Source organism: Paenibacillus filicis, assembly GCF_038070315.1.
GTDB classification, from domain to species: domain Bacteria; phylum Bacillota; class Bacilli; order Paenibacillales; family NBRC-103111; genus Paenibacillus_G; species Paenibacillus_G filicis.
Genome location: NZ_JBBPCC010000004.1, coordinates 259,739 through 284,474 on the forward strand (window position 1 = coordinate 259,739; position 24,736 = coordinate 284,474).

Here is a 24,736-nt window from a genome sequence, read left to right on the forward strand (position 1 = left end):
GGAAAGCTTATGGGAATACATGCAACCACTGGGAGGCGGGATGATCCACATGAACGAGATAAAACCGACCATGATGACGTATATTGGGGAAGAGCAGGCGGTGACGGCAGGCATTCTGGATGCCTATCCTCATAATGTCCGCGCCTTCGCGGAGCTGGTACCGGCCGCTGCCGCGGAATGGCTGATTCTGGCGACCGGCTCCAGCATCAATGCGGCGCAAAGCGCCAAATATTACATCGAGCGGGTAACCGATGTGCGGATCGACATCAAGGAGCCCTTTAATTTTACCTATTACGACAAGATTAGCCCGCATTGCGGGCTAGTTCTCGGTATCTCACAAAGCGGACAAAGCACGTCGACCATCGGGGCGCTGGAGCGGATTCGCGAGCAGACGGGCCTTAGGGCCGTCGCCTTCACGAGCGATGTGACTGCGGCCATCTCCGAGGCGGCGGACGTGACGGTCGATATCGGCTGCGGCAAGGAGCGGGTTGGCTATGTGACGAAGGGCTTTACGGCGACCGTGCTCTCCCTGATGCTCGCCGGCCTGCGGGTGGCGGTAGCGAGGGGCAGGCTGACAGAAGCCGAGGAGCAGGCTCACCTGGCGAGGTTCCGCGCGGCCAGCTCGTCCATCCCGGAGGTGATCGCCCGTACGGAAGCTTTCTTCGAGCGGCATCGCAGCGAGCTGGCGGCTGCGCCAAGATTTACCTCGGTCGGCTACGGCCCTACGGTCGGTACGGCCAAGGAGATGGAAACCAAGTTCTGTGAAACGGTGCGCCTTCCCTCGCAGGGGATCGACCTGGAGGCTTTTATGCACGGCCCTTATCTGGAGGTGAACCCCGAGCATCGAATTTTCTTCCTGGAGACGGAGAGCCCGGTGAAGGACAGGATGGAGCGGCTGCGGGGGTACGAAAGCCGGATTACGCCTTATGTGTACACGGTGACGCTGGGGTCTTCCGACGGCGAGCGCGTGCTCGGCTTGGATGTGGACCTTGACGAGTACATGGCGCCGCTGATCCTGATCATCCCGTTCCAAATTCTGGCCCATCATATTGCAGGCGCTCGCGGAATCGACTTGACGCAGCGCATCTACACGGATTTTGGCGTGGCGATGCAGAGCAAGACGCAGCCGGGGGATTACGCCTAAGTGCAGCGGGAATACGAAGATGAATTGATTGGAATAGCCCACAATAAAGATGGCTCCTGAACGGTTCAGGAGCCATCTTTTTTTGCGGGCTGTATGCTAGTGGCGGCACGTTACAGACGTGCTGTGGATCCGCAGGATTCCCGGATAATTAATTGCGGCATATGGTCCACGCTGACGGATTCCATGGAGCCGTTAATGGCGCTGATCAACTGCAGAACAGCCATCCGGCCGAGGTACTCATTGTGCTGATCGACAGACGTCAGCCGCGGGATGGAGTAATCGCTTTGCAGAAATTGATCGCAGCTGGCGATCGCGATATCCTCCGGGCAGCTTAGACCGGCGTCCTTCATGGCCCGGATCGCGCCCAGCGCGACCATATCGTTGATGGCAATCACCGCTGTGGGAAGCTGTCCCGGGTTCTGCTCCAGCAGCTGCTTCATGGCCTGGTAGCCGTCGGGCGCGTAGTAATCCGACATCACGATATGGCGCTCCAGCGGCTCATTACCGAAGGCGCGCATGCTTTGCCGGAAGGCATCGATCCGTGCCGAGGTAATCCGGATGCCGGGCTCACCGCCGACAAAGCCGATGTCCTTATGGCCCAAGGCTTTGAAGTGATGCACCAGCGACGTGATGCCCTGCTTGGAATTTCTTTCAATGAATAAGCAGTCGCAGCCTTCGATTCGGGAGCCTACGATCACGACCGGCACATTGCGGTGCAGCTCATTGAGCGCTTCGACAAATGAAGGCGAAACCTCTTCTTTATCGATTTGCCCGCCGAGAATCAGGACGCCGTCCACCTGCTTTTCCAAGATGATTTTGAAGTAATCCGTTTCACTGAGCGGCGTTTCGTATTTACGGGGGTTTTTCGTAAACATCGTGTTGAACAGGATCGTGGCGTACATATTGCTGAGCGCAAAGTGCTCCACCTGAAGAAAGAAAGAGGCAAAATACGGGTTGGTGATATCCGGGAGCATGACCCCGATATTTTTGGTCTTATGATTAATCATCCCGCGGGCGAAAATGCTGGGCGTGTAGTTATATTCGTCGATGATCCGCTGGATTCGTTCCCTCTTGGCCGGCGATACCGAGGGACTATTATTGAGAACCCGGGACACCGTGGAAACAGAGACGCCGCTTTTCTCAGCGATTTCGGTAATGGTTATTTTTTTTGACAATAGGGCACGTCCTTTAAGTCCGTTTTCTTGATTTTAACCTAAAATTATGAATTGATCAACGGTTTTTGGTAACGTTACCAAGTGATTCGGAAGTGAAACAGCTAGAAGGAAAGGCCGATTCGGGGCTTGGCGACCATCAAGTCCTCGCGCACTTCATGGGGAGTTGTAAGGCTGCATGCAGATGTTGGATGTCCTTGTGTTTGATGTGATAGCTTGCCCGGTTGGCAATCAGACGATCGGAAACACGGCGAATGTAATCCCATCCCATGGCCATGGAGCTTGAAGGGGATTTATCCAGGACACCGAGCACGCAATCCGCTAATCCGGTGAGAAGAGCAAGCTCCGGTTCACCGCTCAACTTGATCACGTCTACCTGCTTCCCTGTTTGCCGGTAATGCTCGGCAGCCAGCCGGGGATACATGGTGGCTACTCGAAGAGGGGAGCGGGCTGGCTTGGCTATGCTGAGTATGGACAAACAACCAACGGAGATTTGTAAATCCAGCAGCTCGTAGACATCACGCTGCTTCTCCAGCAGGATATCCTTTCCTACAATCCCCACGTCAGCGGCGCCATATTCAACATAGACCGGAATATCTGCGGGCTTGGCCAGAATAAGCTCTAAACTCGTGTTTGCAAGAGGTATGAGATAGAGTCTGGATTCCTCGAAATTAGGAGGTAATAGGAAGCCTGCTTGGTGAAGCAAGTCCGTTACAGCCTGATTGCCCTTTGGGAAGGCCATTCTAAGCTTTTCCATCTAAGTCCACCTTCTTTCAATTACTTTAGTATATTATCGTATTATCGTAATAAAGTATAAACTACCAATGATTTCGTTTATTGTCAACTGCATGCTTGGTGAGAAGCCACGCATGGTTGGCTGTATCGGACACAGCAAAGAACCTGGCTTTCTTCCAGGGAAGAAAGCCAGGTTCTTTGTCATGCTGCAGGAATGCCCGGCAGCAACGTCCTACTCTTTATAATCGGACTTCGTATCGATACCAATCAGGCTGGCTTGGCCGTCCCAAGTGATGCCAATGTTCAGGGCACTGGCGATGTCGCGCAGCTTGAAGTAATTATTGCCACCGATGTTATAAGCGGTCAGCGGCACTTCTTTGCCATCCAGATAGATCTTGGAGCCGGTAGGGTTCGCCACTTGAGCGCCTGTGCCGGAGGAGGCGGCAAGCTCCCCACCAGCGGGGGTATAAGCTTTACCGGCTTCGAGTCCAATCGCATTCTTGGCAGCGTCCCAGCCTACTTCGAATTGCTTCTCGGTGCCTGTGACCGCCTGGGCCAGATCGCGCAGCTTGAAGTAGTTATTGCCGTTAATGCTATAGGCTTCGAAAGCGACTTCCTTGCCGTTGACCAATACCTTGGAGGCAGTCGGCTGGGCCGCAGCGGTTTCCGAAGGAACGGCAGGCTTGTCTGCCGGCTTGGCTTCCGCTTTTTCTTCGGTCTTCACTTCGGTAGCTTTCGGGGCTTCCGGGCTCTTACCTGGCTTGACTGCAGACTCCGTGCTGGAGGCGGACACGATCTGTATGGCGAATTGCGCCACCGTTTCTATGGAATACTCCGAGCCGAAAATCACATAGCCCCCGTAGTAGCCAGGCTTGGTCAGCGTGACCTGGTTATCCTTGACCGGAATCTCTTCCATGGATTCTCCGATATCAAATAAATCGCCCTCCAGCTTCGCCTCAGCGAGGAAGCTGACGCTAGCGCTAGGCTCATCACCGTGGACAGTGACGACGACCGGGCCGTGAGCGATAAAGAGGGTATCGCCTACCCCGGCACCTTCGTCTGTGTATTTGATTTCCTCGCTAATATTGGAAATCTTGACGTAACCGCCCTGCTGCGTTTTGACCGTCTTCTCGCTGGCAGCAGCCCAAGCGGCAACCGATGAGAAGAGCGACACCAGTAAGGTGAACACTAGTGCAGTCGAAACCTTCTTGAATGTCTGATGCACGGAATCATCTCCTTTGTAATCATTTCTTTCACTCCGGTCCCCCTCTATAGAGGACCAGCCCTTCCATTATAGAGGCCCCATGCGCCTTCCTCCACGGACTATAAGTCACATGTCCTGTTTTTTTATAGATCCATACAACTTTAGACCCAGCCGACAAAGTGTAATATAATATAGTAGATATGGATGTGTATGGGAGGGTTTGCACGATGGATATACGATTTAACTTCGGGCAAAGGGTAAAGGAGTTGCGGGCTAGATCGGGTATGTCTCAGGAGCTGCTGGCCCATAAGGCAGGTCTGGACCGAACCTATGTGTCGGGGATCGAACGGGGTGAGCGCAATATTAGCATCATCAATATTGAGAAAATCGCTCGAGCGCTTCAAGTATCCGTGGGATGTATGTTCACTGGGGAGCCATTCTCGGCGTCCAATTCCTTCAGGTCGTAGCGGCTTTGCCGCCGAATATGATGAGATCGCTTCCAAGTGATGCCGCGGACTGACGCGCCTTCTTGCTCAACGAACCGCCATTGACCGTCCCCGCCCGGTACATGCGGTTGTTGGTCCGCAGGCTCCTGCTTGAGCAGATGCCCCCTGATGTCAGGCAGACGGTCTTGGCGGATGCAGCAGGCTGGATTCTGCTGCGCGTCCCTAAGCAATGGAATAAACGAAATGAAAAACGATCCTTGTGTACATCGGCAACAGATTCTTTTTTTCAGCATATCAGAAAGTATATCCTCGAAGTGGCTCTATGCCATCCGTAAACGCTCCCGTCCATGAAAGGACGGCGGAGCCGTTTATCTTTGTACCGTGACAGGATGCTCGATTGGAAGCGGGGGGATTCATCGGAAGAAGAGTCGGCTGGAGAGATAGATTGCCCCTGCTCCGGTTCATCCCTTATGATAGGGACAATAACAGCCGTCTGGAGGGATATCCATGAGTACGGAAATGCATGACAAGGTGAGTACCGGATTGACAGGGTTTGACCAGGTGATCGACAAGCTGAGGCTCGGCGATAATGTTGTCTGGCAGGTTGATTCTGTTCTCCACTATGCAAGCATGGTCGAGCCGTTCGTCACCCAGGCGAAGCTGGAGCATCGCAAGCTTGTGTACGTCCGTTTCGGCAGCCATGAACCGATTCTGGAAGAAAGTCCGGACATCGAGGTCGTCACGCTGGATGCGCAGAAGGGGTTTGAAAGCTTCGCGGCAGCGGTGCATCTGCTGATCGAACGTGAAGGCCGAAGGACCTTCTACGTGTTCGACTGTCTGACCGAGCTGCTGGAATATTGGTATTCCGACGCGATGATCGGCAACTTTTTCAACGTATCCTGCCCTTATTTGTATGAGCTGGACACGATCGCTTACTTCTCTATCATCCGCAATGCCCATACCTACGCTACGATTGCCGGCATCCGCGAGACGACTCAATTGCTGCTCGATCTGTATCAGCTGGGTGACCATATGTATGTCCATCCGCTCAAGGTGTGGAACCGGTATTCGCCAAGCATGTTTTTTCCGCATCTCATTCAGGGACAAGAGGCCGTCAGCATCACAGCCAGCGCACAGGCTGCCGAATTATTCTCAGCGATTCACCGTGGAGTGGAACGGCTCGATTTCTGGGATGTGACGGTCAATAAAGCCAGAGAGGCACTGACATTGGAGCCGGAGCGGCAGTCGGAAGCGAAGGGATTGCTGATGTCGCTGCTCGTCGGCCCGGCCTCCCGGATGCTGGAGCTGTGCGAGCGTTTCTTCACGCTGGAAGACCTGCTGGCGATTGCCTCCCGGGAGGTTGGAACGGGGCTAATCGGAGGCAAGAGCATCGGGATGCTGCTGGCCCGGAAAATCCTCGAACGCGAGGGGCAGGATCGTATCGCACCTTATCTGGAGCCGCATGATTCGTATTACATCGGAGCGGATGTGTTCTACACCTATATGGTGCAGAACGGCTGGTGGAAGCTGCGGGCGAAGCAAAGAACGCAGGAGGGCTACTTCACCCTCGCCCCGGAGCTGCAGGAGAAGATGAAGCAGGGCAAGTTCTCGGAGAGCATCCGCAGGCGATTCATGCAGCTGCTGGAGTACTTCGGCCAATCGCCGATTATCGTCCGATCCAGCTCGCTGCTGGAGGATAACTTCGGGAATGCCTTCGCAGGCAAATATGAAAGCGTATTTTGCGTGAACCAGGGCACCCCTGAGGAACGCTATGAAGCCTTTGTTCAGGCGGTTCGCACCGTATATGCCAGCATGATGAATGAGGATGCGCTGGCTTACCGGCTGAACCGTGGCTTGCGGGAGAAGGATGAGCAGATGGCTCTACTCGTCCAGCGCGTATCCGGGGACCACTACCGGGATGCGTATTTTCCGCATATTGCGGGAGTTGGCAATTCCTCCAACCTGTATGTGTGGGAACCGGGCGTCGATATGGAGGCGGGTATGCTCCGGCTCGTCTTCGGGCTTGGTACCCGGGCCGTGGACCGTACGGTCGGGGATTATGTCAAGATCGTTACCCTGGACAACCCGCTGCGCCCTTCGCCGATGGATGCGGAGGATCTCCGCAAGTTTTCCCAGCGGGGAGTGGATGTGCTCTCCCTGAAGGATAATGCACCTGCCAGCCCGAAGGCGGACGATGTGCTGACCTACGATCTGAAGACGGATCGGGCGTTATTCGCTTCAGTGGACAAGGCTACCGCGGACCGCCTGCGAGAGCTGGGCTACAAGGATCGGCCTGTCCCATATATCATTAATTTTCACCGATTGCTGAAGCATACGGAATTCCCTGGGGTGATGAAAGACATGCTCGCCTTGCTCTCTAGCGTATACGAGTACCCAGTAGACATCGAGTTTACCGCGAACTTTACGCGGGACAACCAGTTTAAGGTGAATGTGCTCCAGTGCCGTCCCTTGCAGACGCGGGGATTGGGACAGCCGGTGGAGCTTCCTGAGCTGGGGGAGGGAGAGACGTGCTTATTTTCCGCGAAAGGCAGCTTTATGGGCGGAAATGTACGGCTGCCTGTCGATTATGCGGTATATATTCAGCCTCGTGCTTATCTGGAACGCACCGAGCAGGGGAAATATGCCGTGGCCCGGCAAATCGGGAAAATCAATCAAGCGCTTCGAGGGAAAAACGCCCTGCTCATCGGTCCAGGCCGCTGGGGGACGACGATGCCATCTCTGGGGGTTCCGGTTCACTTCTCGGAGCTATGCCATGTGTCAGCCATCTGCGAGGTAGCCTCGGAGGAGGCGGGCTTCACGCCCGAGCTGTCGTACGGAAGCCATTTCTTTCAGGATCTGGTGGAGACGGGGATCTTTTACGCGGCGATCTTTGACGGGCGTCCTGGCGTGGAGTTTCACCCCGAGTATATTCTGGGGCGGGAGAACCAGCTATCGGCCGTGCTGCCTGGCAGCGAAAAGTTCGCCGATGTTATCCATATCGCCAGGACGGACGGCATGGAGCTGTACTCGGATATTGTTACTCAGACGCTGCTGTGCCGGTAAGGCCGACGCGGTTTCATAACAGATATCGTCCGGAAGAAGTAATTGGACACAGGGCTGTTGCATCCATTGGACAGGCCGCTGGCGGCGGTTTACAGCCATAGCTGCCCGGATCATGGATTCCTGAACGGAGAATTTGAGCCGGACTGTCTTGGCGGTTTGAACCGTCAAGCGGGAGCCGGAAGAGGGAAGCCGAACTATATTTCTGCGCATATTCCCTGGTGCAGGTCGTCCGCGCGTCGAGTGGAGCACGTTCAGCCAATTGAGCTATACTTCATGAAGTGATGCAGAAACATACCCCAAAGAGAACCTCGTGGCCGGGGCTCTCTTTGGGGTATGTTGCATTTCTAAGGTATGGCGGTGCATAACGGATCGTAACTTATGCGGCGGCTGGTACTCCTCCGGTGAATGACCGGAACGCGACTTGCAGCAGGGGCTGTAATCTGCCGCCTACTCGCCAGGAGGGACCGCCTGAGGACCTAATGGCCCGATATCGGCCGGGTCCTCCGCTTCCACCAGGTGCTTTAACACAGCCAGCCGGTTGTCCCAGAACCGATCGTAGTACGCGAGCCAACGCTTCAGCTCCAGAAGCGGCTCGGGCTGCAGCTTGTAGCGTTTCTCACGCCCTACCTTCTGCTCGCTGACCAGCCCTGCATCGGACAAAATACGCAGATGCTTGGAGACGGCTGTGCGGGTCATCGGGAAATGGCTGCTGATCGCAGTGACGGGCAGCTCCCGGTCGCCGAGCAGTCGGAGCAGCTTGCGTCGGGTCGGATCTGCAATCGCCTGAAACACGTCGTGCTTGGGTTCAGGGGCTTGCATAGCTTATTCCTCTACATGCTTGCGCAGCCTTTCGTTGACAATCTGCTCCCAGCCTTGGTTCATACGGTCTCTGACCATTCCGTGCTTCATGCCGGTTTGGGCGATAACAGCTTCGGCCTCGCCCCAGCCGGAGTGAGTAAGGGTGAACTCGGTCTGTCCGTCACGCTCGACGAGGTTGAACGAAAGAATCCATTCATCTCCCCAAGTGAAGACGAGGCGGTTGGGAGGATCGAGCTCTTCCACCCGGCAGGTCTGTGTCCCGTACGGGGACTGGATCGTGAATTCGAACCCGAGCTGCGGTTCGAAGTTGTTAGGCATAAACCAAGCGGCGATTCCTTCGGATGTAGAGACGGCGTTCCATACTTTCTGGATCGGCGCGTTGAGCAGAACGGTTTTGTGGATATCCGGTACCGGTTCGTGGGCTGGAGAAGTCATTGCGGCAAATAGCCTCCTTGGATGTGGTGTAATGCGATAATATGAAACCTTTTGGTTTCATTTATTGTAGTTAACTGGGGCGAAACTGTCAAGGCGTACGAGCGAAGATCGGCCTATAGGATGAATTTGGCAGTTCGGTTCACCACGGTAGTATGTTCCAAAGGGTTAGTCAATAAACAGGAACATTTGTTCTGTAAAATGTTGACATGAATCATAATTTTGATATAATGGAGATATAGAACACATGTTCCTAATTTGAGAGGGGTGTAGATCATGAGTATGGTAAATGTCAGATTTATCGAGCGGGATTATTTCAGAAAAGTCATGCTGGAGAATAGCGAGCATATGAGCGAGCGGCAGATTGAGAAGATTCTCGACGCTGTGGGCAGAGATTGGGTGGATTTAACATTCAAATTTTTTGATAACGGTTCGATGATGATCGTGGACAACCATACGGATCAGCCCGTGCCTCTTCACAGCCTCAAGGGAGCAAGCTATGATTTCTACGTCAAGCAGCGGATCAAGATGATCAAGGAAGACCTGCTGGAGAAAATTTTACAATCTGCTTAATAGCATGCTTAGGTGAGCTGAGTATTCGGCAGGGTATTGTTCATATAGTTTTACGGTGATCTCTGACACAGGTGCAGTATTGTGCCTGTGTTTCTTTATGCTTGGTTTTCACATACAGCATCCAGATTAACAAACCTTTAACATAATCATCGACCCTGTTTAACATCCGCCATTTATGATGAAATAGTAGGTAGGCATGTAAATGGGAAGGGGACGATTCAAGTGAACCCGGTTGTGAGAATATATGCGCTTTGGCTGCTGCTCCTCGTCTTGCTGGTTGTATCCGTGCTCCCGCTTTCCATTCAAAATAGTGTGGCCCGTAGCGTAGAAGCCGCGTTCCAGCAGGTCTTGGGCTTCAGCCAAGCGGCGATAGCAGCCGTACCGGAACGTCCGGTGCGTGAGGCCGAGGTCTATCCTCCGGTATCGGTGCTCGAAGCCCGGCATATGCTGGAGCAGCCTGTATCGGTCGAAGGCATCGTCATCAGCGAACCCGTCTTGAGTCAGGACGGCCAGCGCCGGTCCTTGCGTCTGCATGATGCAACCGGCGAGATCGTGGTGGCAGCAGAGCAACTAGAGGGGATACGTCCTGGAGATCGGCTTCGCGTAAACGGGTTTGTCGGAGATACGCGCGGGGAGCTTGAGGTCCGTGCCCGTACGGGAGGACTCCTGAGATTAGCTAGCGTCGGCGGGCAGTAAGATTTCTGACCTGTCCCGGATAGTGGCTAGACTTCAGTAACAGGAGGACAACCCGGTAACTGTGTTAGCGTCGTGGGGCTTCTCTCGAAGTTGGGTATAGCGCGGGAAGGAAATAGCTCATATACTAATTGAGAGCAAACTAAACGGCAAAGGATTGGTTGGTTATGAGACTTTCTCAGGTGTTTATTATTATCACGGCTCTGCTGGAGGCGATTCTAGGCATTCCGTTTATCGGCGGCACGATTGTGATTTCCATGTCCTATACCCCGCTTGTGGTTATGTTTATTCTTCATGTAGTCACCCTTGCGCTGGCACTTAGAGAAAGCGGTCCCAAAATCGGGAGCTTGGCCGGTATTTTCACCTCGTTGATTGCCTGGATTCCGTTTGTAGGGATGGTTATGCACATCCTGACCGCGATCATCCTGTTTGTCTCGTCGTTCACGGGCGGCACTTACCGGGATCGTTCTTGGAGGTAGTAACCGCAAGCAGAATATAAGCTATCGCTCCGCTGGAAAAAATGATTGCCAGACAGGTCCATATTATGGTAAATTATCACTTAACATTTCATGGAAGGGCTTCTAGGGATCCGGATCAAGCCGAACCGAGCGAAGCCGGCATAGCGATAGCTGTGCTACACCGTAGGGATAAAAGACCATCGGCAAGTTCCTCCCCAAATCCGGGAGAATCTTGTCGGCGGTCTTTTTTGCTTTACTCGCAAAGAACAAGGGAGGAGAAAGAAAGTATGGCAGCTGCGATAACGATCGACAATCTGAACAAAACGTTCGAGGTCAAGAAGAAACAGCCGGGTTTGGCGGGGAGTCTCCGCAGTCTATGGAAGCCTGTTTACGAGACGAAGCAGGCGGTATCCGGCATCTCGTTCTCCGTCCAGCAGGGGGAGAGGCTGGCCTTTCTGGGTCCCAATGGGGCAGGCAAGTCCACGACGATCAAGATGCTGACGGGCATCCTGCATCCTACCTCAGGCCATGCCCAGGTGCTCGGCTGCAATCCGTGGACAGAGCGGAGCAAGCTGTCGTTCCGGATCGGGTCGGTCTTTGGCCAGAAGTCCCAGCTCTGGTATCACCTGCCGCCTGCTGATACCTTCGAGCTAATGCGGCATATCTATGAGCTGCCCCGTGGCGACTACCTCACGCGAAAGGAGGACCTGGTCCGCCGCTTCGAGTTGGGTCCTTATATGAACACCCCGGTGCGCAAGCTATCGCTCGGCGAACGGATGCGCTGCGAGATCGCCGTTTCGCTGCTGCACCGGCCGCGCGTCATTTTCCTCGATGAGCCGACGATTGGACTGGATGTGGTAGTGAAGCTGCGCATCCGGGAGCTGATTCGGGAGATGAACCGGGAAGAGGGCATGACGGTGTTCCTCACCTCCCATGATGCGGGCGATGTCGAGCAGTTATGCGAGCGGGCTATCGTCGTCAACTACGGACGCATCATACTCGACGACAAGGTTGCCTTGATGAAGCGGGAGCTGTTGACCTTCAAGACGATCCGGCTGGTGCTGGCGGAGGAGAACGAGCTCGGGATCAGCATCCCCGGGGCCACGGTGACCGAGCATGATGGGTTGAAGGCGACGCTGTCGATCAATACGTCGCTGACTTCGATGGAGATGGTACTGGCCCAGCTGGTCAGGCATGTTCGCATTCATGACGTGACGATCGAGGACCCCCCGATGGAGGAGATTATTACCCATATCTATGCACAGACGGCCGCCGGGTCGGAGGAAGGAAGCGAACCCGCATGAACCTGACGCTCAGGGCGGCCAAATATGCCGCGGTCGGCCGGATCACGGTCCGCAATCATCTGGCTTATTTGGCAGATTTCCTCGTCCGTACCGTATTTCTCGTGTTTATCCTCTATATCTTCACGCAGCTATGGCAGGCGACGTTCCAGGGGGAAGGAGGGACCTCGATCGCCGGGTACAGCTTCCGCCAATTGATCTGGTACCTGATCCTGACCGAATCGATGACGATGGCCTGTCCGAGTCTTTGTACCCGGATCGAGGAAGAGGTGAAGAGCGGTGATGTCGGCTACAAGCTGACGAAGCCGATCAACTACATAGGGCTGCACTATATGGGCTATATCAGCGAAATTGCGATCCGCTTCACCGTCAATCTGACGGTAGGCTCTATCCTCGGATGGCTGGTGCTCGGAGCTCCCGGCTTCGGGTATGGCTGGGCTGTCTTCTTCCCGATCGCCTTATTCGGCTTCAGCGTGAACTTTTTTCTCAATCTGCTGCTCGCACTCAGCGCATTCTGGGTCGAGGAGACGAGGGGACTCGAATTTGTGTATCAAAAGCTGCTCTTCACGATAGGGGGCATGCTGATGCCACTGGAGATGTTCCCGGAAATCCTGCAGAAGATTTGTGTATGGCTGCCGTTCCAGGCGGTTCTGTATTTCCCCGCCAAGTCTGCGGTTCAATACGATGCGAGCCATGTGCCGTATATGCTTGCGGTGCAAGCGATCTGGCTGGTCGTGCTGGGTCTGGCGTCTGTGCTTGTCTACCGTAAAGGAGTGAAGAAGCTGCATGTTAACGGAGGGTAAGTGGCGCCGCCTGGTGGCTTTCGTCTGGACATTCTGGAAGCTGAATCTTGCCGGAGCCATGGAGTTCCGTCTTAGCTTTCTGATGACGGCCGGGATGATGCTGGTTAATAATGTTGTATGGGTATTTTTCTGGGGCGTTTTCTTCCACCGATTCTCTGTGGTGAACGGTTGGGGCTTTCAGGATGTCATGATGATGTGGGCGGTCAGTGCAGGCGGTTTCGGTCTAATGGCGGTGTTCTTCGGCAATGCCAATCGGATGGCCCAACTGATTTCCACCGGTCAGATCGATGTGTATCTAACTCAGCCCAAGCCGGTGCTGATGCATGTGCTGATCAGCCGCATGTCGGTGTCGGCGATTGGGGATGTGATCTTCGGGCTGTTGCTGTTCCTGATCTTCGGCGACAAAAGCCTGCTTGGCGCGCTCAAGTTCGCAGCGGCGCTGCTGATCGCTATGCTGATCTTTTTATTTTTTATCGTGATCGTCAATACGCTTGCCTTCTATATGGGCAATGCCGAAGGGCTGGCTTATCAGCTGTTTCACTGTCTGCTGGCGTTTGCCACATACCCGACAGATATTTTCCGCAGCTGGGGGAGATTGCTGCTCTTTACCGTCGTCCCTGCGGGATTTATCAGCTACCTACCGATCGGGCTGCTGCGCAGCTTCGACCTGCCGTTCATGCTCGGCGCGCTGGGGGTTACGGCGCTTCTCAGCGTCGGGGGAACCTGGTTCTTCTATCGCGGACTGAAACGTTATGCATCGGGCAATATGCTGGTCATGCGCAGCTGAGCCTGCTGCTTTCTATATTTTCGGCATTTGGCGTACTATAATAAGAAGAGACGAACAAGAGCTTTTCCCTGGGAAGGAGCCATGCCAGATGTCGGAACAGATGCAAAGCGTAATACGTGTTCATCGCTATGGAGGGCCGGAAGTGCTGCGGCTGGAGCAGGTACCTGTTCCGAAGCCGCGGGATGGCGAGGTACTGGTACGGGTACAGGCGGCTGCCGTGCTGCCGAATGACTGGAAGATGCGGCAGGGGCAGTTTCAATTAATCCGCCCCCATACGCTGCCTTATATACCGGGGACGTCCTTCTCCGGTATCGTGGAGGATGCGGGAGCTTGTCCCCTGGAGTTCCAGAAGGGTGAAGCGGTATTCGGCCGCAGCTTGCAGGGCACCTATGCGGAGTATACGATTGCCCGGGCCGACTCCTTAGCCATGAAGCCGGAGCAGGTCAGCTTCGAGGACGCGGCGGCGATCACAGGCGGGGCTGCCCCCGCGTGGATGGCTCTATTCGCATTCGGAGAGCTTGAGCCCGGCATGAAGGTGCTGGTGCATGGGGCTGCAGGCGGTGTCGGCATGTTTGCCGTACAGCTGGCCCGCTGGAGAGGCGCGGAGGTAATCGGGACCGCCTCCACAGCTAATGTGGATTTCGTGCGCGGACTGGGAGCCCATCAAGTGATTGATTATACGTCCACTCCCTTCGAACAGGAGGTTCGCGATGTGGACCTGGTGCTCGACACGATCGGAGGCGTGGTGCAGGAGCGGTCCTTGTCCGTTGTGAAGCGGGGCGGATCGCTGGTGTCGATGGTAGGACTGCCCTTTGCAGAAATGGCCGAAGAGATGGGAATCCGCACATGGTTCACTAGCCAACTGGCCGACGCGGACGTGCTACAGGAGATTGCAAGATTACTGGCGGACGGTACGCTGAAGGCTTGTACGTCCCGAAGCTTTCCGCTCGCGGAAGCGCGGCTCGCCCATGAGCTGGCAGAGACGGGTCATGGGCGAGGGCGATTGATGCTGAACCCGCCTGTCGCCTAATCTGCGCCTGATATCCTCCACAGGTCACGTGGAGAGCAGTCACCCCTAATCTGCGGAATGATAATAAAATCGTATATGAGGAACTGAGAAGGAAAGGTATCGATGAGATGAGAATAGGGTTGGTCAGGCATTACAAGGTCAAGCATTCCTTTCCCAAAGCCGGCTTCCTAAGCCCCGATGAGCTGACGGCTTGGTTTCAGGCCTATGATGCATCGGATGTGGAGATGGTGCGGACCGAGCTGAAGGGGATTGAGTGGAGCCGGTGTTACGCCAGCAATATGGATCGTGCGGTGAAATCGGCCAAGCACTTGTACCCCGGGCCCATCAAGGTCACAGAGCGACTCCGTGAGGTGGCCTATCCGGACTTTGGTCATATCTCCAAGCGGCGGCTGCATATCGTCGCCTGGGTGCTGCTGGTCCGGCTGGCTTGGTACTTCTCGCCCCGGGTTTACCCGGAGGGAAGGGCAGAAGTACGGAAGAGAGCGGCCTCTGTGCTGGATGAGATTATCGCGCAGGGCGACGGCGATGTGCTGATCGTCAGCCATGCTGCACTGATGATGGAGCTGCGCAAGGAACTGCTGCGCAGGGGCTATAGCGGACCGAGGTTCGGAACGGCGACGAATGGCAAGCTGTACGTATTTGAGCCGCGGGGGGGCTGAAGCGATGATTAGGCTGAGAGGTCATCATCTGCTATGCTTGCTGGGATTTCGGGGCATGGGGTATTCGGAGGAGTTTTGCGTGAACATGACGGTGATCTATGAGCGCCTGCGTATGGAGCCGGACACGGAGGTCGTTATGACCGAAGGGCCCGATGACATCTGTGCTTATTATCCTCAGGACAAGCCGCCTCATTGCGAAGGCGCCAGCGTTTATGGACGAGACGCACTTGTTCTGGAGCGGCTTGGGCTGCAGTTGGATAGGCCCCTTCCCTGGTCTGAGGTAAAGGGCAGGATCGCCGTAGAAATCGAGTCCCACGATATTTCCGTCATCTGCGCCACATGTCCCTGGGAGCCCTACGGCGTATGCAGGGAAGGGGTCGGTATCGTCCGCCGCGGGGAAAGCCTTCCTCCGGCGCCGGTCCGGTAATGCGGGATTTTCCCGATGCAACTGAGTAGAGGAGTTGGAGTTATGCCGAATGTATTTGTCATTTCGGATCATCATTTCGGCCATAAGGCGATCATCGATTTCGAGTCGCGACCGTTCACCAGCGTAGAGGACATGACGGAAACGATGATCGAGAAGTGGAATGCCGTGGTCAAACCGGAGGATAAGGTCTTCCATCTGGGAGATTTCTCGTTCTTGAACCTGGAGAAAACGAAGGCGATCGTCGCGCGTCTGCAGGGCTACAAGACTCTGGTGCTGGGCAATCATGACCGCGGCCGCTCCCGGTCGTGGTGGCTGGAGGCGGGATTTGACGAGGTAAGTGAATATCCGCTCGTATATGGGGGCTTCTTTTTCTTGTCCCATGAGCCGATGTATATGAACAAGCATATGCCGTATGTCAACATCCACGGTCATATTCACGGACAGAAGTATGAAGGTGTCCAGTACGTCAACGTCAGTGTGGAACTGTGGGATTATACGCCCGTGTCGTTCGAGTCGATCAAATCGAAGCTTGTGCCGAACGAGGAGCAGTAGGGCTTCGAGCAGCAGAGCAGTCGGGTTCAACGGGAGATAGGATTATTATATCAAAAACCTAAACAGAAGGCAGAGCTGCTGCACTTTGGACTTTTCGCTCCTGCGGATTCCCATTGGCGGCTTCTTTGGCATCCTCTTGGCATCATTGCGGTTATAACCTGCAAAAAAGCGTGTAATAGATCGTTGAAGCTTTGCTGCATGGGCAAGAATCGAGGAGGATCGATGGATGGGAAACCGGACGTTTCTGAGCGTGAATCAAGAGAACCTGAGCGTGGGGTCTTATGCTGACGTTGCTTTTGAAACGAATAATTTTATCGCGCCGCTATGGTTTTGCGTCGTGAGTCAGGAACGGTATGAGCAATACCGTGAGCAGGTTCTGGCAGCCTGGCAGGCAGTTGAGCCTCTGCTGGAGCAGGAGGAAGAGGAAGATTCTCCTGAGCGTGAGGCGTTCTGGGATTCATTGAATCTGCATATTCCATGGGAGGAGGCCTTGCAGCAGATGAATCGGAGCCTGCCGGCGGCCTTGTCGCGATTTCCTGCATTGGGGACGTATGTATCTGCGTGGATGGATACGCTATGGAGCCATATCGCCGGGCGGCAGTCGATGGTCATCCATCTGGAGCTAGGGCAGTTTTTCGGTTTTTTTGGTGAGCCTAAGGCATACTTGAAGAGTATAGAGGACTGCCTGACTCTTTGGCGGAATCCCGATTCCGCTTGGTTTGAGCGGCACAGCGATCAAGCCAATGCTTATATGCTGGGTGGCGAGCACTTGCCCAAACGTGCTGAAAGCTTAGAGGAAGTGGATAGCGAATCTGTCCTAACCGTGGATACTGGAAGGTTTCTTGGGGAGGATCGGGAGGTCTCTTCGCCGAAGAAGTCCACTAAGTGGGTCCAGGAGCTGTATACTTGGCTGCTTGCGATTGTGTTGGCGGGCCTGTTTATAGCTATCTGGGTATGGAGTGGAAGCATAGGGCGCGCGCTGCTGGCCTGCCTGATCCCGATTGCTGTTATCGTGCTGTGGGAGCTGCGCAAGCGCCCAAAACCCGCTAACAGCCCAGGCAGCCGAAGAACGGGAAGCCCGCGTGAGGCAAGTCAAGCGATGTATTACACCGGCTCTTCCCCGATTACTTCCCAAGGGTTAGAAGCTAGGCAGGGGAATAGCCGCGAATCCTTCATCGTGCGGTGGCCGCACAACCGGCTGACCCGGATCGATGCCGTACAGCAGTTGGAGCTGGTGCTTCACCCGGATTACGCGCAGCTATATCCATCGCATCCCATTGTGGCGTTGGACGGCAAGACAAAATCCGAGCATGTGGCCGCTGCCGCTGCATGTCTGACCAGGCTTTCGCAGGAAGCTTGATAAATCCTGTATATAAACACCGTAGTAGGAATGCTGGAATCATCCGCGCTACACGCGGCAAAAGCCTGGCGTGGCGTCAGCCATCCGATCAGGAAGGCTATGAAGGCCAAGAGCCAAGGAAAACTGGAATCCGGGGCCATAAACAACAACAAGCTTGCGGCAGATGACCGCAAGCTTGTTGTTTTTCTTCATAACATGCAGCCACGTCGTCATGCATGCTGCTACAGCTTGAACCGCTCAATATGCTCGTGCAGTCCCTCCTGCTCCAAAATCTCCTTCTGCTTGGACCCGATGAGGTCAAAGTGGGGATAGGGCAGGCGGCGATGGATATAAGCGGGGTTCAAGCCGTTGCGGATACACCAGTCCGATAGCGTATGCAGATCGGAGCAGCCGACCTTGGTCACCGTCTTGATACCGGGAAAGCGGTTGTCCAGCCAGTAATGGGTCAGGAAAGCCAGCTCACCGCGGCTGACGGCGGTCTTCCACCGGGTTAATTCTTCCCTATTGATTCCGAATGCCATTCGAGCTGCGAGCCTCCTTGTTGAGATACGGCAGTACCGTTGTCATGAAAATCCATTCTTTGGAGACACGGGACGACGGCTGAGCTATAAGGCTACTGCGGTTCATCCCGGTACAGGGATTGCACAAGCCGGTCCACCTTGCCGATATGCGCGGTCATCCGTTCGCTGGCCAGGGTCGCATTCCGGTCGCGGATTGCTTCGTAGATGCCCGTATGCTCGGCCAGCAGCAGCTCCACCGAGCTGCGCTCGGCGAAAAACCACATCCGCCGCGAGTCGGACATATGCTCCTTCAGCCGCTGGGTCAGCGAGAGCATCATCTGCAGCAGCAGGGTGTTATGCGAAGCCTCGGCGATGCGCACATGGAAGTCCACATCCGCTTCCTCAGCCTGACGCTCGTCTCCAAGCGTGTCTTGCATCCGCTCCAGTACCGCCTCGATGGCCGCGAGATCGGCATCCGACCGCCTCAGCGCAGCGAGCTCCGCGCAGCCGGATTCAATATATTTGCGTACCTCCAGCACTTCCTTGAGCGACTCGTTCGGACGGAAGAAGTCCGTGGCGCCCGGCTCTCCAGGGGACTGGGGAAGCACTTCGGAGACATAGGTTCCGCCACCGTGCCGAATATCGACGAGGCCCATCGCCTTCAGACCGCTTAATGCCTCGCGCACTGTCGAACGTCCGACCTCGAAGCCTGCGGCCAGATCGACCACCGTGGGCAGCTTGGAGCCGAGGGGGTAATGGCCGCTGCGGATTTGGCCCTCCAGATACTGCAGGACGATTTCGCTTCCTTTTTGGGGCCGAACGGGTTTGAATGTCATCTTGTCTTGAACCTCCGCACCAAACATCTATACAACTCATTCAAGCATAAGCTATAATGGAACAAAAGTCATCAGATCACATGATCAAATTTTACAAAAGAGCCAAATCAGCCGACAAAAAGGAGGGATAGTTATGCTAAACGAACAAATGCGTCTAAGTCTGCGCAAGAGGCTGGGGGAGGCCTATTTCCGTGATGATCGGGAGACACTGGTCTCGTATTCTTATGATGCGACACCGATGCTTCAATCTATGCCTGACGGCGTTGTTTTTCCGAGGGATACGGAGGATGTCGCTTTCGTCCTGAAGCTGGCCAATGAACATCGCGTACCGATTATAGGGCGCGGCGCAGGTACTAATCTGTGCGGCGGTACGGTTCCGGTGGAGGGCGGCATCGTGATGGTGATGAACCGGATGAACAAGCTGCTGGAGATCGACACCGATAATCTGACGGCTACGTTCCAGCCAGGGCTGAATACCAAGGAGTTCCATCTGGCGGTGGAAGCGCAGGGACTGTTCTACCCGCCGGACCCGAGCAGCATGGTGATTTCCACGCTAGGCGGCAATATTATGGAATGCGCGGGCGGACTGCGCGGGCTCAAGTACGGCACGACCAAGGATTATGTTATTGGTCTGGAGGCTGTGCTGCCGTCTGGTGAAGTCATCCGTACCGGAGGCAAGCTGTACAAGGATGTAGCCGGCTATGACTTGACCAAGCTGCTGGTGGGCTCGGAGGGGACGCTGGCGATCATCACAGAGGCTACGGTGAAGCTAGTTGCTGCCCCCGTGTACAAGCAGACGATGCTCGCGCTGTACACGGATATTCACGCGGCTGCACGCAGCGTATCGAGTATAATCCGGCACCGGATCGTACCGGCGACGCTGGAATTTATCGATAATCCGACCCTTCGGGTGGTGGAGGCGTACAACAAGCTGGGACTCCCGACTGATATGGAAGCTGTACTGCTGATTGAGCAGGATGGCGTCGATGAATCGGTGGTCGCCAAGGATATGGAGGAGATGATCCGACTCTGCCGTGAGGAAGGGGCGGCTAGCGTACAGATGGCCCGCGATGCCGACGAAGCGGAGCGGCTGATGAAGGCTAGACGGAGCGCCTTGTCGACCTTGTCCCGGATTCGTCCGACGACGATTCTGGAGGATGCGACCGTACCGCGCTCGAAGATCGCCGATATGGTGCTGGAGATTAACCGGATAGCCAAGAAATATGAGCTGCAGATCTGCACGTTCGGCCATGCCGGAGACGGTAACCTGCATCCGACCTGTACGACCGATGCCCGCGATGCGGAGGAAATTCACCGGGTCGAGCAGGCGTTCGAGGAGATTTTCGAAGCGGCGATTGGCTTCGGAGGCACGATTACCGGGGAGCATGGCGTCGGAACGGTGAAGGCTCCCTTCCTGGAGTGGAAGGTCGGTGAGGCGGGGATCGCGCTGATGCGCAGCCTTAAGCTAGCCTTTGATCCGAATAACATTATGAATCCGGGCAAAATCTTTGCCAAGTCATCGCGCAAACGGGTGGTGGTGAACCGATGAGCGGTTCTGTATCGATCAAAGAACAGCTGGTACGTGAAAGCGGTTCCCCACTAGCTGAGCGGATGAAGCTCTCGCTCGATTACGATGAGCTGACCAATTGCATGCGCTGCGGCTTCTGCCAGCCGGCTTGTCCGACCTTTCGTGAGACGGGCCTGGAGGCGGCTTCCCCGCGCGGGCGGATTGCCCTGATGAAGGCTGTCGTCGACGATGTGATGGAGCCGGACACGAGCTTCCGGAAGCAGATCGACCTCTGCCTGGGCTGCCGTGCCTGCGAGCCTGTCTGCCCGGCGGATGTCCAATACGGAACCTTGCTGGAACAAACGAAGGAAGCGCTGGAGCAGCACGCAGACCATCCGCTGTGGATTCGTGCATTGCGCTCTATCACATTCAGGCATCTATTCCCGAAGCAGCAGCGGATGAAGGTGCTGGGGAAGGCGCTACGGCTGTATCAGCGCTCCGGCCTGCAGGGGCTGGCCCGCACCTCCGGGATGATGAATCTGTTCCCGGAGCACATGCGTCAGATGGAGCGTATCCTGCCTTCAGCATCGGGCAGCGGTGTGGTGGAGCAGCTTGGGACCTTCGTACCGGCTCAGGGCAAGCCGATCGGACGAGTGGGCTTGTTCCGAGGCTGCATCATGGATGTGCTGTATACCGAGACGAATGTACGCACGGTGCGCCTGCTGTCCGAGGCCGGTTATGACGTAGTCATTCCCGAGACACAGAACTGCTGCGGGGCGCTCCATGCGCACAGCGGAGAGCTGGACCAGGCCCGGGAGCTGGCCAGGAAGAATATCCTCACCTTCCAGGAAGCGAAGGTGGACACCGTCGTCTCGAATGCGGGCGGGTGCGGCGCATTGCTGGTGGAATACGGTCATCTGCTGCATGATGACGCTCACTATGCAGGCGCGGCACTAGCCTTCGCCGAAGGCGTGAAGGATGTCAGCCAGCTGCTGCTTGAGCGGGCGGGCCGGCTGAATTTCGACGCGGCTGCTGCCCATGAAGAGGACCAGGCACGGCAGGAGGCTGCTCCTGCGGCCCAGCGGACATCCGCGGCTTCTCCCGTCACGGTGATGCCAGCTGCCGGTACCGTCCGAGAGACGGTGACCTACCAGGACTCCTGCCATCTGCGCAATGTGATGAAGGCGGGCAATGCTCCCCGCAACCTGATCGCGCGCGTCGGCCATGTGAATGTCGTCGAGCTGCAGGGCGCGGACCGCTGCTGCGGCTCGGCAGGGATCTACAATATGACCCAGCCCGAGATGTCCATGCAGGTGCTGGATCACAAGATGGAGCATGTGAAGGAGACGAAGGCGCAGGTCATATTGACGAGCAACCCTGGCTGCCTGCTGCAGATGCAGCTCGGCATTGAGCGGGAGGGAATGACAGGCCGGATGAAAGCGGAGCATGTGGTCGATTACCTGTATGAGCGGCTCGTAACGCCTCGGGAGAAGAATGAGCAGAACGGGTAAGGAACCGGAATGCGGCAATTTCTGATTTGCGATAAAATAGTTAGCGAGTAGAGGGGTGCCCTGCGGCACCCTTCTTCATGGATCGGGCATCACATGAGGTGATGCTGCAGGTAGGAATCTAAGGGGGAAAGTACATGACACCGATCAGCAAAGAGACAGCAGAGCATTACAAATGGGGAGAAGACTGTGACGGCTGGTTTCTGGTCAATGAGGCGGATCGCAGCGTCATTCATGAGCGGATGCCTCCCGGGACGGCCGAGGTCAAGCACTATCATGTGAAGGCCAAGCAGTTTTTCTTCATGCTGGCCGGAACCGCGACGATGGAGCTGAATGGGCAGATGCTGGAGCTTGGCCCCGGACAGGGTGTTGCGGTCGAGCCGGGGGTTCCCCATCAGATACGCAACGATTCAGAGGCGGATACGGAATTTCTCGTCATATCGAATCCTGCAACCAAGGGCGACCGGATCACGGTGTAAATGGCATTCAGGAATTTCAAAAATCCGTTGCGACCACACTCCTAGTCTGCTATCATGAAAATGATAATCGTTATCATAATTATGGAGAGGCATCCATACACGTCTCTCGCGTGACAAGGAAGGTATGAAATCAATGTCCTCATCTAAGAAAGCTTCCTCGGCTTCTGAACAGCCGACGGAATCACCGGTCATCAAATCCAGACCGGTGACAGCTTCGGTCATTATCATTGCAGGGATCGGGGCATTGGTGCTTGCACTCGTCGCATCCATTTCGCTGGGGGCGGCGAATATCCGTTTCCTGACCGTATGGGAAGCGGTATTCCGGTTTAATCCGGATCTGACGGACCATCAGATTATTCAAGAGCTCCGGCTGCCCCGCGCGCTGGCCGGTGCGATGATCGGCGCTTGCTTCGCTGTCGCGGGCGCGATTATGCAAGGGATGACGCGCAACCCGCTCGCCGATCCGGGGCTTCTCGGGATTAACGCCGGAGCGGGCTTTGTGCTGGCGTTGTGCTTTGCCTTTGCCAAGGGCCTGCCGTTCCAATATCTGATCCTATACTCCTTCGTGGGGGCTGCCGTGGGCGTGGGTATCGTCTACGGTATAGGCTCGATGGCGAGGGGCGGGCTGACGCCGGTCCGGCTGGCGCTGGCCGGAGCAGCGGTTACGGCACTGCTGTCGTCGCTAAGCGAAGGCATCGCCATTTTCTTCAACATCGGGCAGGATCTGGCCTTCTGGTATGCAGGCGGTGTCGCAGGCACCAAGTGGATGCAGCTCAAGCTGATGTTCCCGTGGTTTGTAGGAGCGATGATCGTGGCCCTGATTCTATCGAGATCGGTGACGCTGCTCAGCTTGGGTGAGGATATCGCCAAGAGCCTCGGGGGCCGCACCGGTCTGATCAAGCTGGCTTGCACGGTGGTTGTACTCGTATTGGCAGGCTCAGCAGTATCCGCGGTAGGCTCCATCGGCTTCGTCGGCCTGATGATTCCTCATATCGCTCGCTATCTGGTCGGAGTCGATTACCGCTGGATTATTCCATGCTCGGCTGTTCTCGGGAGCTTGCTGATGGTATTGGCTGATATCGGTGCCCGCATGGTCAATCCAGGCCATGAAACCCCGGTCGGCGCGTTGATTGCCGTGCTGGGCGTACCGTTCTTCCTGTATCTGATCCGCAAGGAAAGGAGGGATATGTAATGTCCTCCACCAGTTTCTTGGCATCCAAGTCGGAGCGCAACAAGCGAATTCGCGTAACGACCATTTTTGCCGTACTAGCTGCACTGATCGTGCTCGTATTTATTCTCAGCATGAACACCGGTTCGATTAAGCTGACCCCGACGGAGGTATTCAAGACGCTCTTCGGTTCAGGTACGGCCAAGCAACACTTGATTTTGTTTGAGTTCAGGCTGCCTCGGATCGTGATCTCCGTGCTGATCGGAGCAGGGCTCGCGGTGTCGGGTTGCATATTGCAGGGCCTGACGCGCAATGCGCTGGCGGACCCCGGTATTCTCGGGATCAACGCGGGAGCCGGATTGATGGTTGTGCTCTTTATCATGTTCTTTCCGAGCGATAAGGCTTCGCCGATTTTCTTCCTCCCGTTTCTGGCGCTGCTGGGAGCGGGGGCGACAGCCGCAATTATCTTTGCTTTATCCTATGTAAAGCATAAGGGGATTTCCCCTATCCGGATGGTCCTATCCGGGATCGCGGTCGCTGCAGGGATAGCGGCTGCCATGATCATTCTGACGATCAAGCTGGATCCCAATAAGTATCAGTTTGTCGCCATCTGGCTGGCCGGCAGCATCTGGGGGACGAGCTGGAAGTTCGTCGTGGTGCTGCTGCCATGGCTGATCGTGCTGCTGCCGTTTGCTCTGTATAAGGCCCGTACGCTCAACGTGATGAATATGGGGGATATGACTGCTGTAGGTTTGGGCACGAGGGTCAGCCGTGAACGGCTGCTGCTGCTGCTGACAGCCGTTGCTCTGGCAGGCTCGTGCGTAGCCGTGGGCGGAGCCATCGGCTTCGTCGGGCTGATCGGCCCCCATCTGGCCAGACAGCTGGTCGGATCGCGGCATCAGTTTCTGATCCCGGCGTCCGCCTTGGTGGGCAGCTTGCTGCTGCTCGTAGCCGATCTGATCGGCCGCGTCATCTTGCAGCCATCCGAGATCCCGACGGGTATCGTCGTCGCTGTGATCGGGGCACCGTACTTCCTGTACCTGCTGGCCCGTTCGAAGGCGTAGGCCCCAACTTGCCGAT

Annotated in this window: 27 protein-coding genes; 19 read left to right on the forward strand and 8 right to left on the reverse strand. The window is 55.7% G+C overall.

Features of this window, described 5'->3' with window-relative positions; translation table 11 throughout:
- Nucleotides 1–58: 58 nt before the first annotated feature.
- Entirely contained in the window at nt 59–1,144 is a 1,086-nt protein-coding gene (locus WMW72_RS09080) for an SIS domain-containing protein (RefSeq protein WP_341415190.1), read from the forward strand.
- 110 nt (nt 1,145–1,254) lie between these two features.
- Here WMW72_RS09080 and WMW72_RS09085 read toward each other — a convergent pair whose 3' ends face one another.
- From WMW72_RS09085 to WMW72_RS09095, 3 genes are all read right to left on the reverse strand, one after another.
- Nucleotides 1,255–2,319, reverse strand: coding sequence for a LacI family DNA-binding transcriptional regulator (locus WMW72_RS09085; protein WP_341415112.1), 1,065 nt, complete (start codon nt 2,317–2,319; stop codon nt 1,255–1,257).
- Nucleotides 2,320–2,455: 136 nt separating this feature from the next.
- Nucleotides 2,456–3,073, reverse strand: a complete 618-nt coding sequence (hisG, locus tag WMW72_RS09090) for an ATP phosphoribosyltransferase (protein WP_341415113.1) — start codon at nt 3,071–3,073, stop codon at nt 2,456–2,458.
- A 210-nt stretch (nt 3,074–3,283) separates the two neighbouring features.
- A complete protein-coding gene (locus tag WMW72_RS09095) occupies nt 3,284–4,276 on the reverse strand; it encodes a hypothetical protein (protein WP_341415114.1) in 993 nt (330 codons plus the stop codon).
- 206 nt (nt 4,277–4,482) lie between these two features.
- On the opposite strand from WMW72_RS09095, the gene WMW72_RS09100 reads away from it, so the two are divergent.
- Together WMW72_RS09100 and WMW72_RS09105 are read left to right on the forward strand one after the other, a co-directional pair.
- A complete protein-coding gene (locus WMW72_RS09100) occupies nt 4,483–4,722 on the forward strand; it encodes a helix-turn-helix domain-containing protein (RefSeq protein WP_341415115.1) in 240 nt (79 codons plus the stop codon).
- Nucleotides 4,723–5,208: 486 nt separating this feature from the next.
- Entirely contained in the window at nt 5,209–7,764 is a 2,556-nt protein-coding gene (locus tag WMW72_RS09105) for a PEP/pyruvate-binding domain-containing protein (protein WP_341415116.1), read from the forward strand.
- A gap of 447 nt (nt 7,765–8,211) precedes the next feature.
- Here WMW72_RS09105 and WMW72_RS09110 read toward each other — a convergent pair whose 3' ends face one another.
- Both WMW72_RS09110 and WMW72_RS09115 read right to left on the reverse strand, forming a co-directional pair.
- Nucleotides 8,212–8,583: an ArsR/SmtB family transcription factor gene (locus tag WMW72_RS09110; RefSeq protein ID WP_341415117.1), complete on the reverse strand. Its 372-nt coding sequence runs from the start codon at nt 8,581–8,583 to the stop codon at nt 8,212–8,214.
- A gap of 3 nt (nt 8,584–8,586) precedes the next feature.
- A complete protein-coding gene (locus WMW72_RS09115; protein WP_341415118.1) occupies nt 8,587–9,018 on the reverse strand; it encodes an SRPBCC family protein in 432 nt (143 codons plus the stop codon).
- A gap of 273 nt (nt 9,019–9,291) precedes the next feature.
- Here WMW72_RS09115 and WMW72_RS09120 point away from each other — a divergent pair, with 273 nt between their 5' ends.
- The 11 genes from WMW72_RS09120 (at nt 9,292) to WMW72_RS09170 (ending at nt 17,658) form a co-directional block, all read left to right on the forward strand.
- Nucleotides 9,292–9,588 (forward strand): hypothetical protein, encoded by a 297-nt coding sequence (locus WMW72_RS09120; protein ID WP_341415119.1) that lies wholly within the window; start codon nt 9,292–9,294, stop codon nt 9,586–9,588.
- Between the two features lie 222 nt (nt 9,589–9,810).
- On the forward strand, nt 9,811–10,284 hold the full coding sequence (locus tag WMW72_RS09125; protein ID WP_341415120.1) for a hypothetical protein: 474 nt from the start codon (nt 9,811–9,813) through the stop codon (nt 10,282–10,284).
- A 179-nt stretch (nt 10,285–10,463) separates the two neighbouring features.
- The gene (locus WMW72_RS09130; RefSeq protein WP_341415121.1) at nt 10,464–10,760 is read left to right on the forward strand and encodes a hypothetical protein; all 297 of its coding nucleotides are present in this window, start codon (nt 10,464–10,466) and stop codon (nt 10,758–10,760) included.
- A gap of 266 nt (nt 10,761–11,026) precedes the next feature.
- Nucleotides 11,027–12,043 (forward strand): ABC transporter ATP-binding protein, encoded by a 1,017-nt coding sequence (locus tag WMW72_RS09135; protein WP_341415122.1) that lies wholly within the window; start codon nt 11,027–11,029, stop codon nt 12,041–12,043.
- Nucleotides 12,040–12,843, forward strand: a complete 804-nt coding sequence (locus tag WMW72_RS09140) for an ABC transporter permease (RefSeq protein ID WP_341415123.1) — start codon at nt 12,040–12,042, stop codon at nt 12,841–12,843. Before WMW72_RS09135 ends, WMW72_RS09140 begins: the two co-directional genes overlap by 4 nt.
- Nucleotides 12,827–13,630, forward strand: a complete 804-nt coding sequence (locus tag WMW72_RS09145; protein WP_341415124.1) for an ABC transporter permease — start codon at nt 12,827–12,829, stop codon at nt 13,628–13,630. Before WMW72_RS09140 ends, WMW72_RS09145 begins: the two co-directional genes overlap by 17 nt.
- Before the next feature lie 88 nt (nt 13,631–13,718).
- Nucleotides 13,719–14,660: an NADP-dependent oxidoreductase gene (locus WMW72_RS09150; RefSeq protein WP_341415125.1), complete on the forward strand. Its 942-nt coding sequence runs from the start codon at nt 13,719–13,721 to the stop codon at nt 14,658–14,660.
- A 107-nt stretch (nt 14,661–14,767) separates the two neighbouring features.
- Nucleotides 14,768–15,319 carry a histidine phosphatase family protein gene (locus WMW72_RS09155; RefSeq protein ID WP_341415126.1) on the forward strand — a complete coding sequence of 184 codons (552 nt, stop codon included), beginning with the start codon at nt 14,768–14,770 and terminating at the stop codon, nt 15,317–15,319.
- Nucleotides 15,320–15,323: 4 nt separating this feature from the next.
- A complete protein-coding gene (locus WMW72_RS09160; protein ID WP_341415127.1) occupies nt 15,324–15,746 on the forward strand; it encodes a DUF1284 domain-containing protein in 423 nt (140 codons plus the stop codon).
- Between the two features lie 42 nt (nt 15,747–15,788).
- Nucleotides 15,789–16,298 (forward strand): phosphoesterase, encoded by a 510-nt coding sequence (locus WMW72_RS09165; RefSeq protein ID WP_341415128.1) that lies wholly within the window; start codon nt 15,789–15,791, stop codon nt 16,296–16,298.
- Between the two features lie 226 nt (nt 16,299–16,524).
- Entirely contained in the window at nt 16,525–17,658 is a 1,134-nt protein-coding gene (locus tag WMW72_RS09170; RefSeq protein ID WP_341415129.1) for a hypothetical protein, read from the forward strand.
- 48 nt (nt 17,659–17,706) lie between these two features.
- On the opposite strand, the gene WMW72_RS09175 is transcribed toward WMW72_RS09170, so the two are convergent.
- The 3 genes from WMW72_RS09175 to WMW72_RS09185 all read right to left on the reverse strand — a co-directional run bounded on the left by WMW72_RS09175 (nt 17,707) and on the right by WMW72_RS09185 (nt 18,994).
- Nucleotides 17,707–17,871 carry a hypothetical protein gene (locus WMW72_RS09175; protein ID WP_341415130.1) on the reverse strand — a complete coding sequence of 55 codons (165 nt, stop codon included), beginning with the start codon at nt 17,869–17,871 and terminating at the stop codon, nt 17,707–17,709.
- Between the two features lie 8 nt (nt 17,872–17,879).
- Nucleotides 17,880–18,179, reverse strand: coding sequence for a hypothetical protein (locus WMW72_RS09180; RefSeq protein ID WP_341415132.1), 300 nt, complete (start codon nt 18,177–18,179; stop codon nt 17,880–17,882).
- 92 nt (nt 18,180–18,271) lie between these two features.
- Nucleotides 18,272–18,994 (reverse strand): FadR/GntR family transcriptional regulator, encoded by a 723-nt coding sequence (locus WMW72_RS09185; protein WP_341415133.1) that lies wholly within the window; start codon nt 18,992–18,994, stop codon nt 18,272–18,274.
- A 133-nt stretch (nt 18,995–19,127) separates the two neighbouring features.
- Here WMW72_RS09185 and WMW72_RS09190 point away from each other — a divergent pair, with 133 nt between their 5' ends.
- From WMW72_RS09190 to WMW72_RS09210, 5 genes are all read left to right on the forward strand, one after another.
- Nucleotides 19,128–20,543 (forward strand): FAD-binding oxidoreductase, encoded by a 1,416-nt coding sequence (locus WMW72_RS09190; RefSeq protein WP_341415134.1) that lies wholly within the window; start codon nt 19,128–19,130, stop codon nt 20,541–20,543.
- Nucleotides 20,540–22,012 (forward strand): (Fe-S)-binding protein, encoded by a 1,473-nt coding sequence (locus WMW72_RS09195; RefSeq protein WP_341415135.1) that lies wholly within the window; start codon nt 20,540–20,542, stop codon nt 22,010–22,012. The genes WMW72_RS09190 and WMW72_RS09195 overlap by 4 nt, the downstream gene beginning before the upstream one ends.
- A gap of 134 nt (nt 22,013–22,146) precedes the next feature.
- Complete coding sequence (locus WMW72_RS09200; RefSeq protein ID WP_341415136.1) at nt 22,147–22,488, forward strand: cupin domain-containing protein; 342 nt, start codon at nt 22,147–22,149, stop codon at nt 22,486–22,488.
- 133 nt (nt 22,489–22,621) lie between these two features.
- Complete coding sequence (locus WMW72_RS09205; protein ID WP_341415137.1) at nt 22,622–23,680, forward strand: FecCD family ABC transporter permease; 1,059 nt, start codon at nt 22,622–22,624, stop codon at nt 23,678–23,680.
- Nucleotides 23,680–24,720 carry a FecCD family ABC transporter permease gene (locus WMW72_RS09210; RefSeq protein WP_341415138.1) on the forward strand — a complete coding sequence of 347 codons (1,041 nt, stop codon included), beginning with the start codon at nt 23,680–23,682 and terminating at the stop codon, nt 24,718–24,720. Before WMW72_RS09205 ends, WMW72_RS09210 begins: the two co-directional genes overlap by 1 nt.
- The last annotated feature ends 16 nt before the right edge of the window (nt 24,721–24,736 follow it).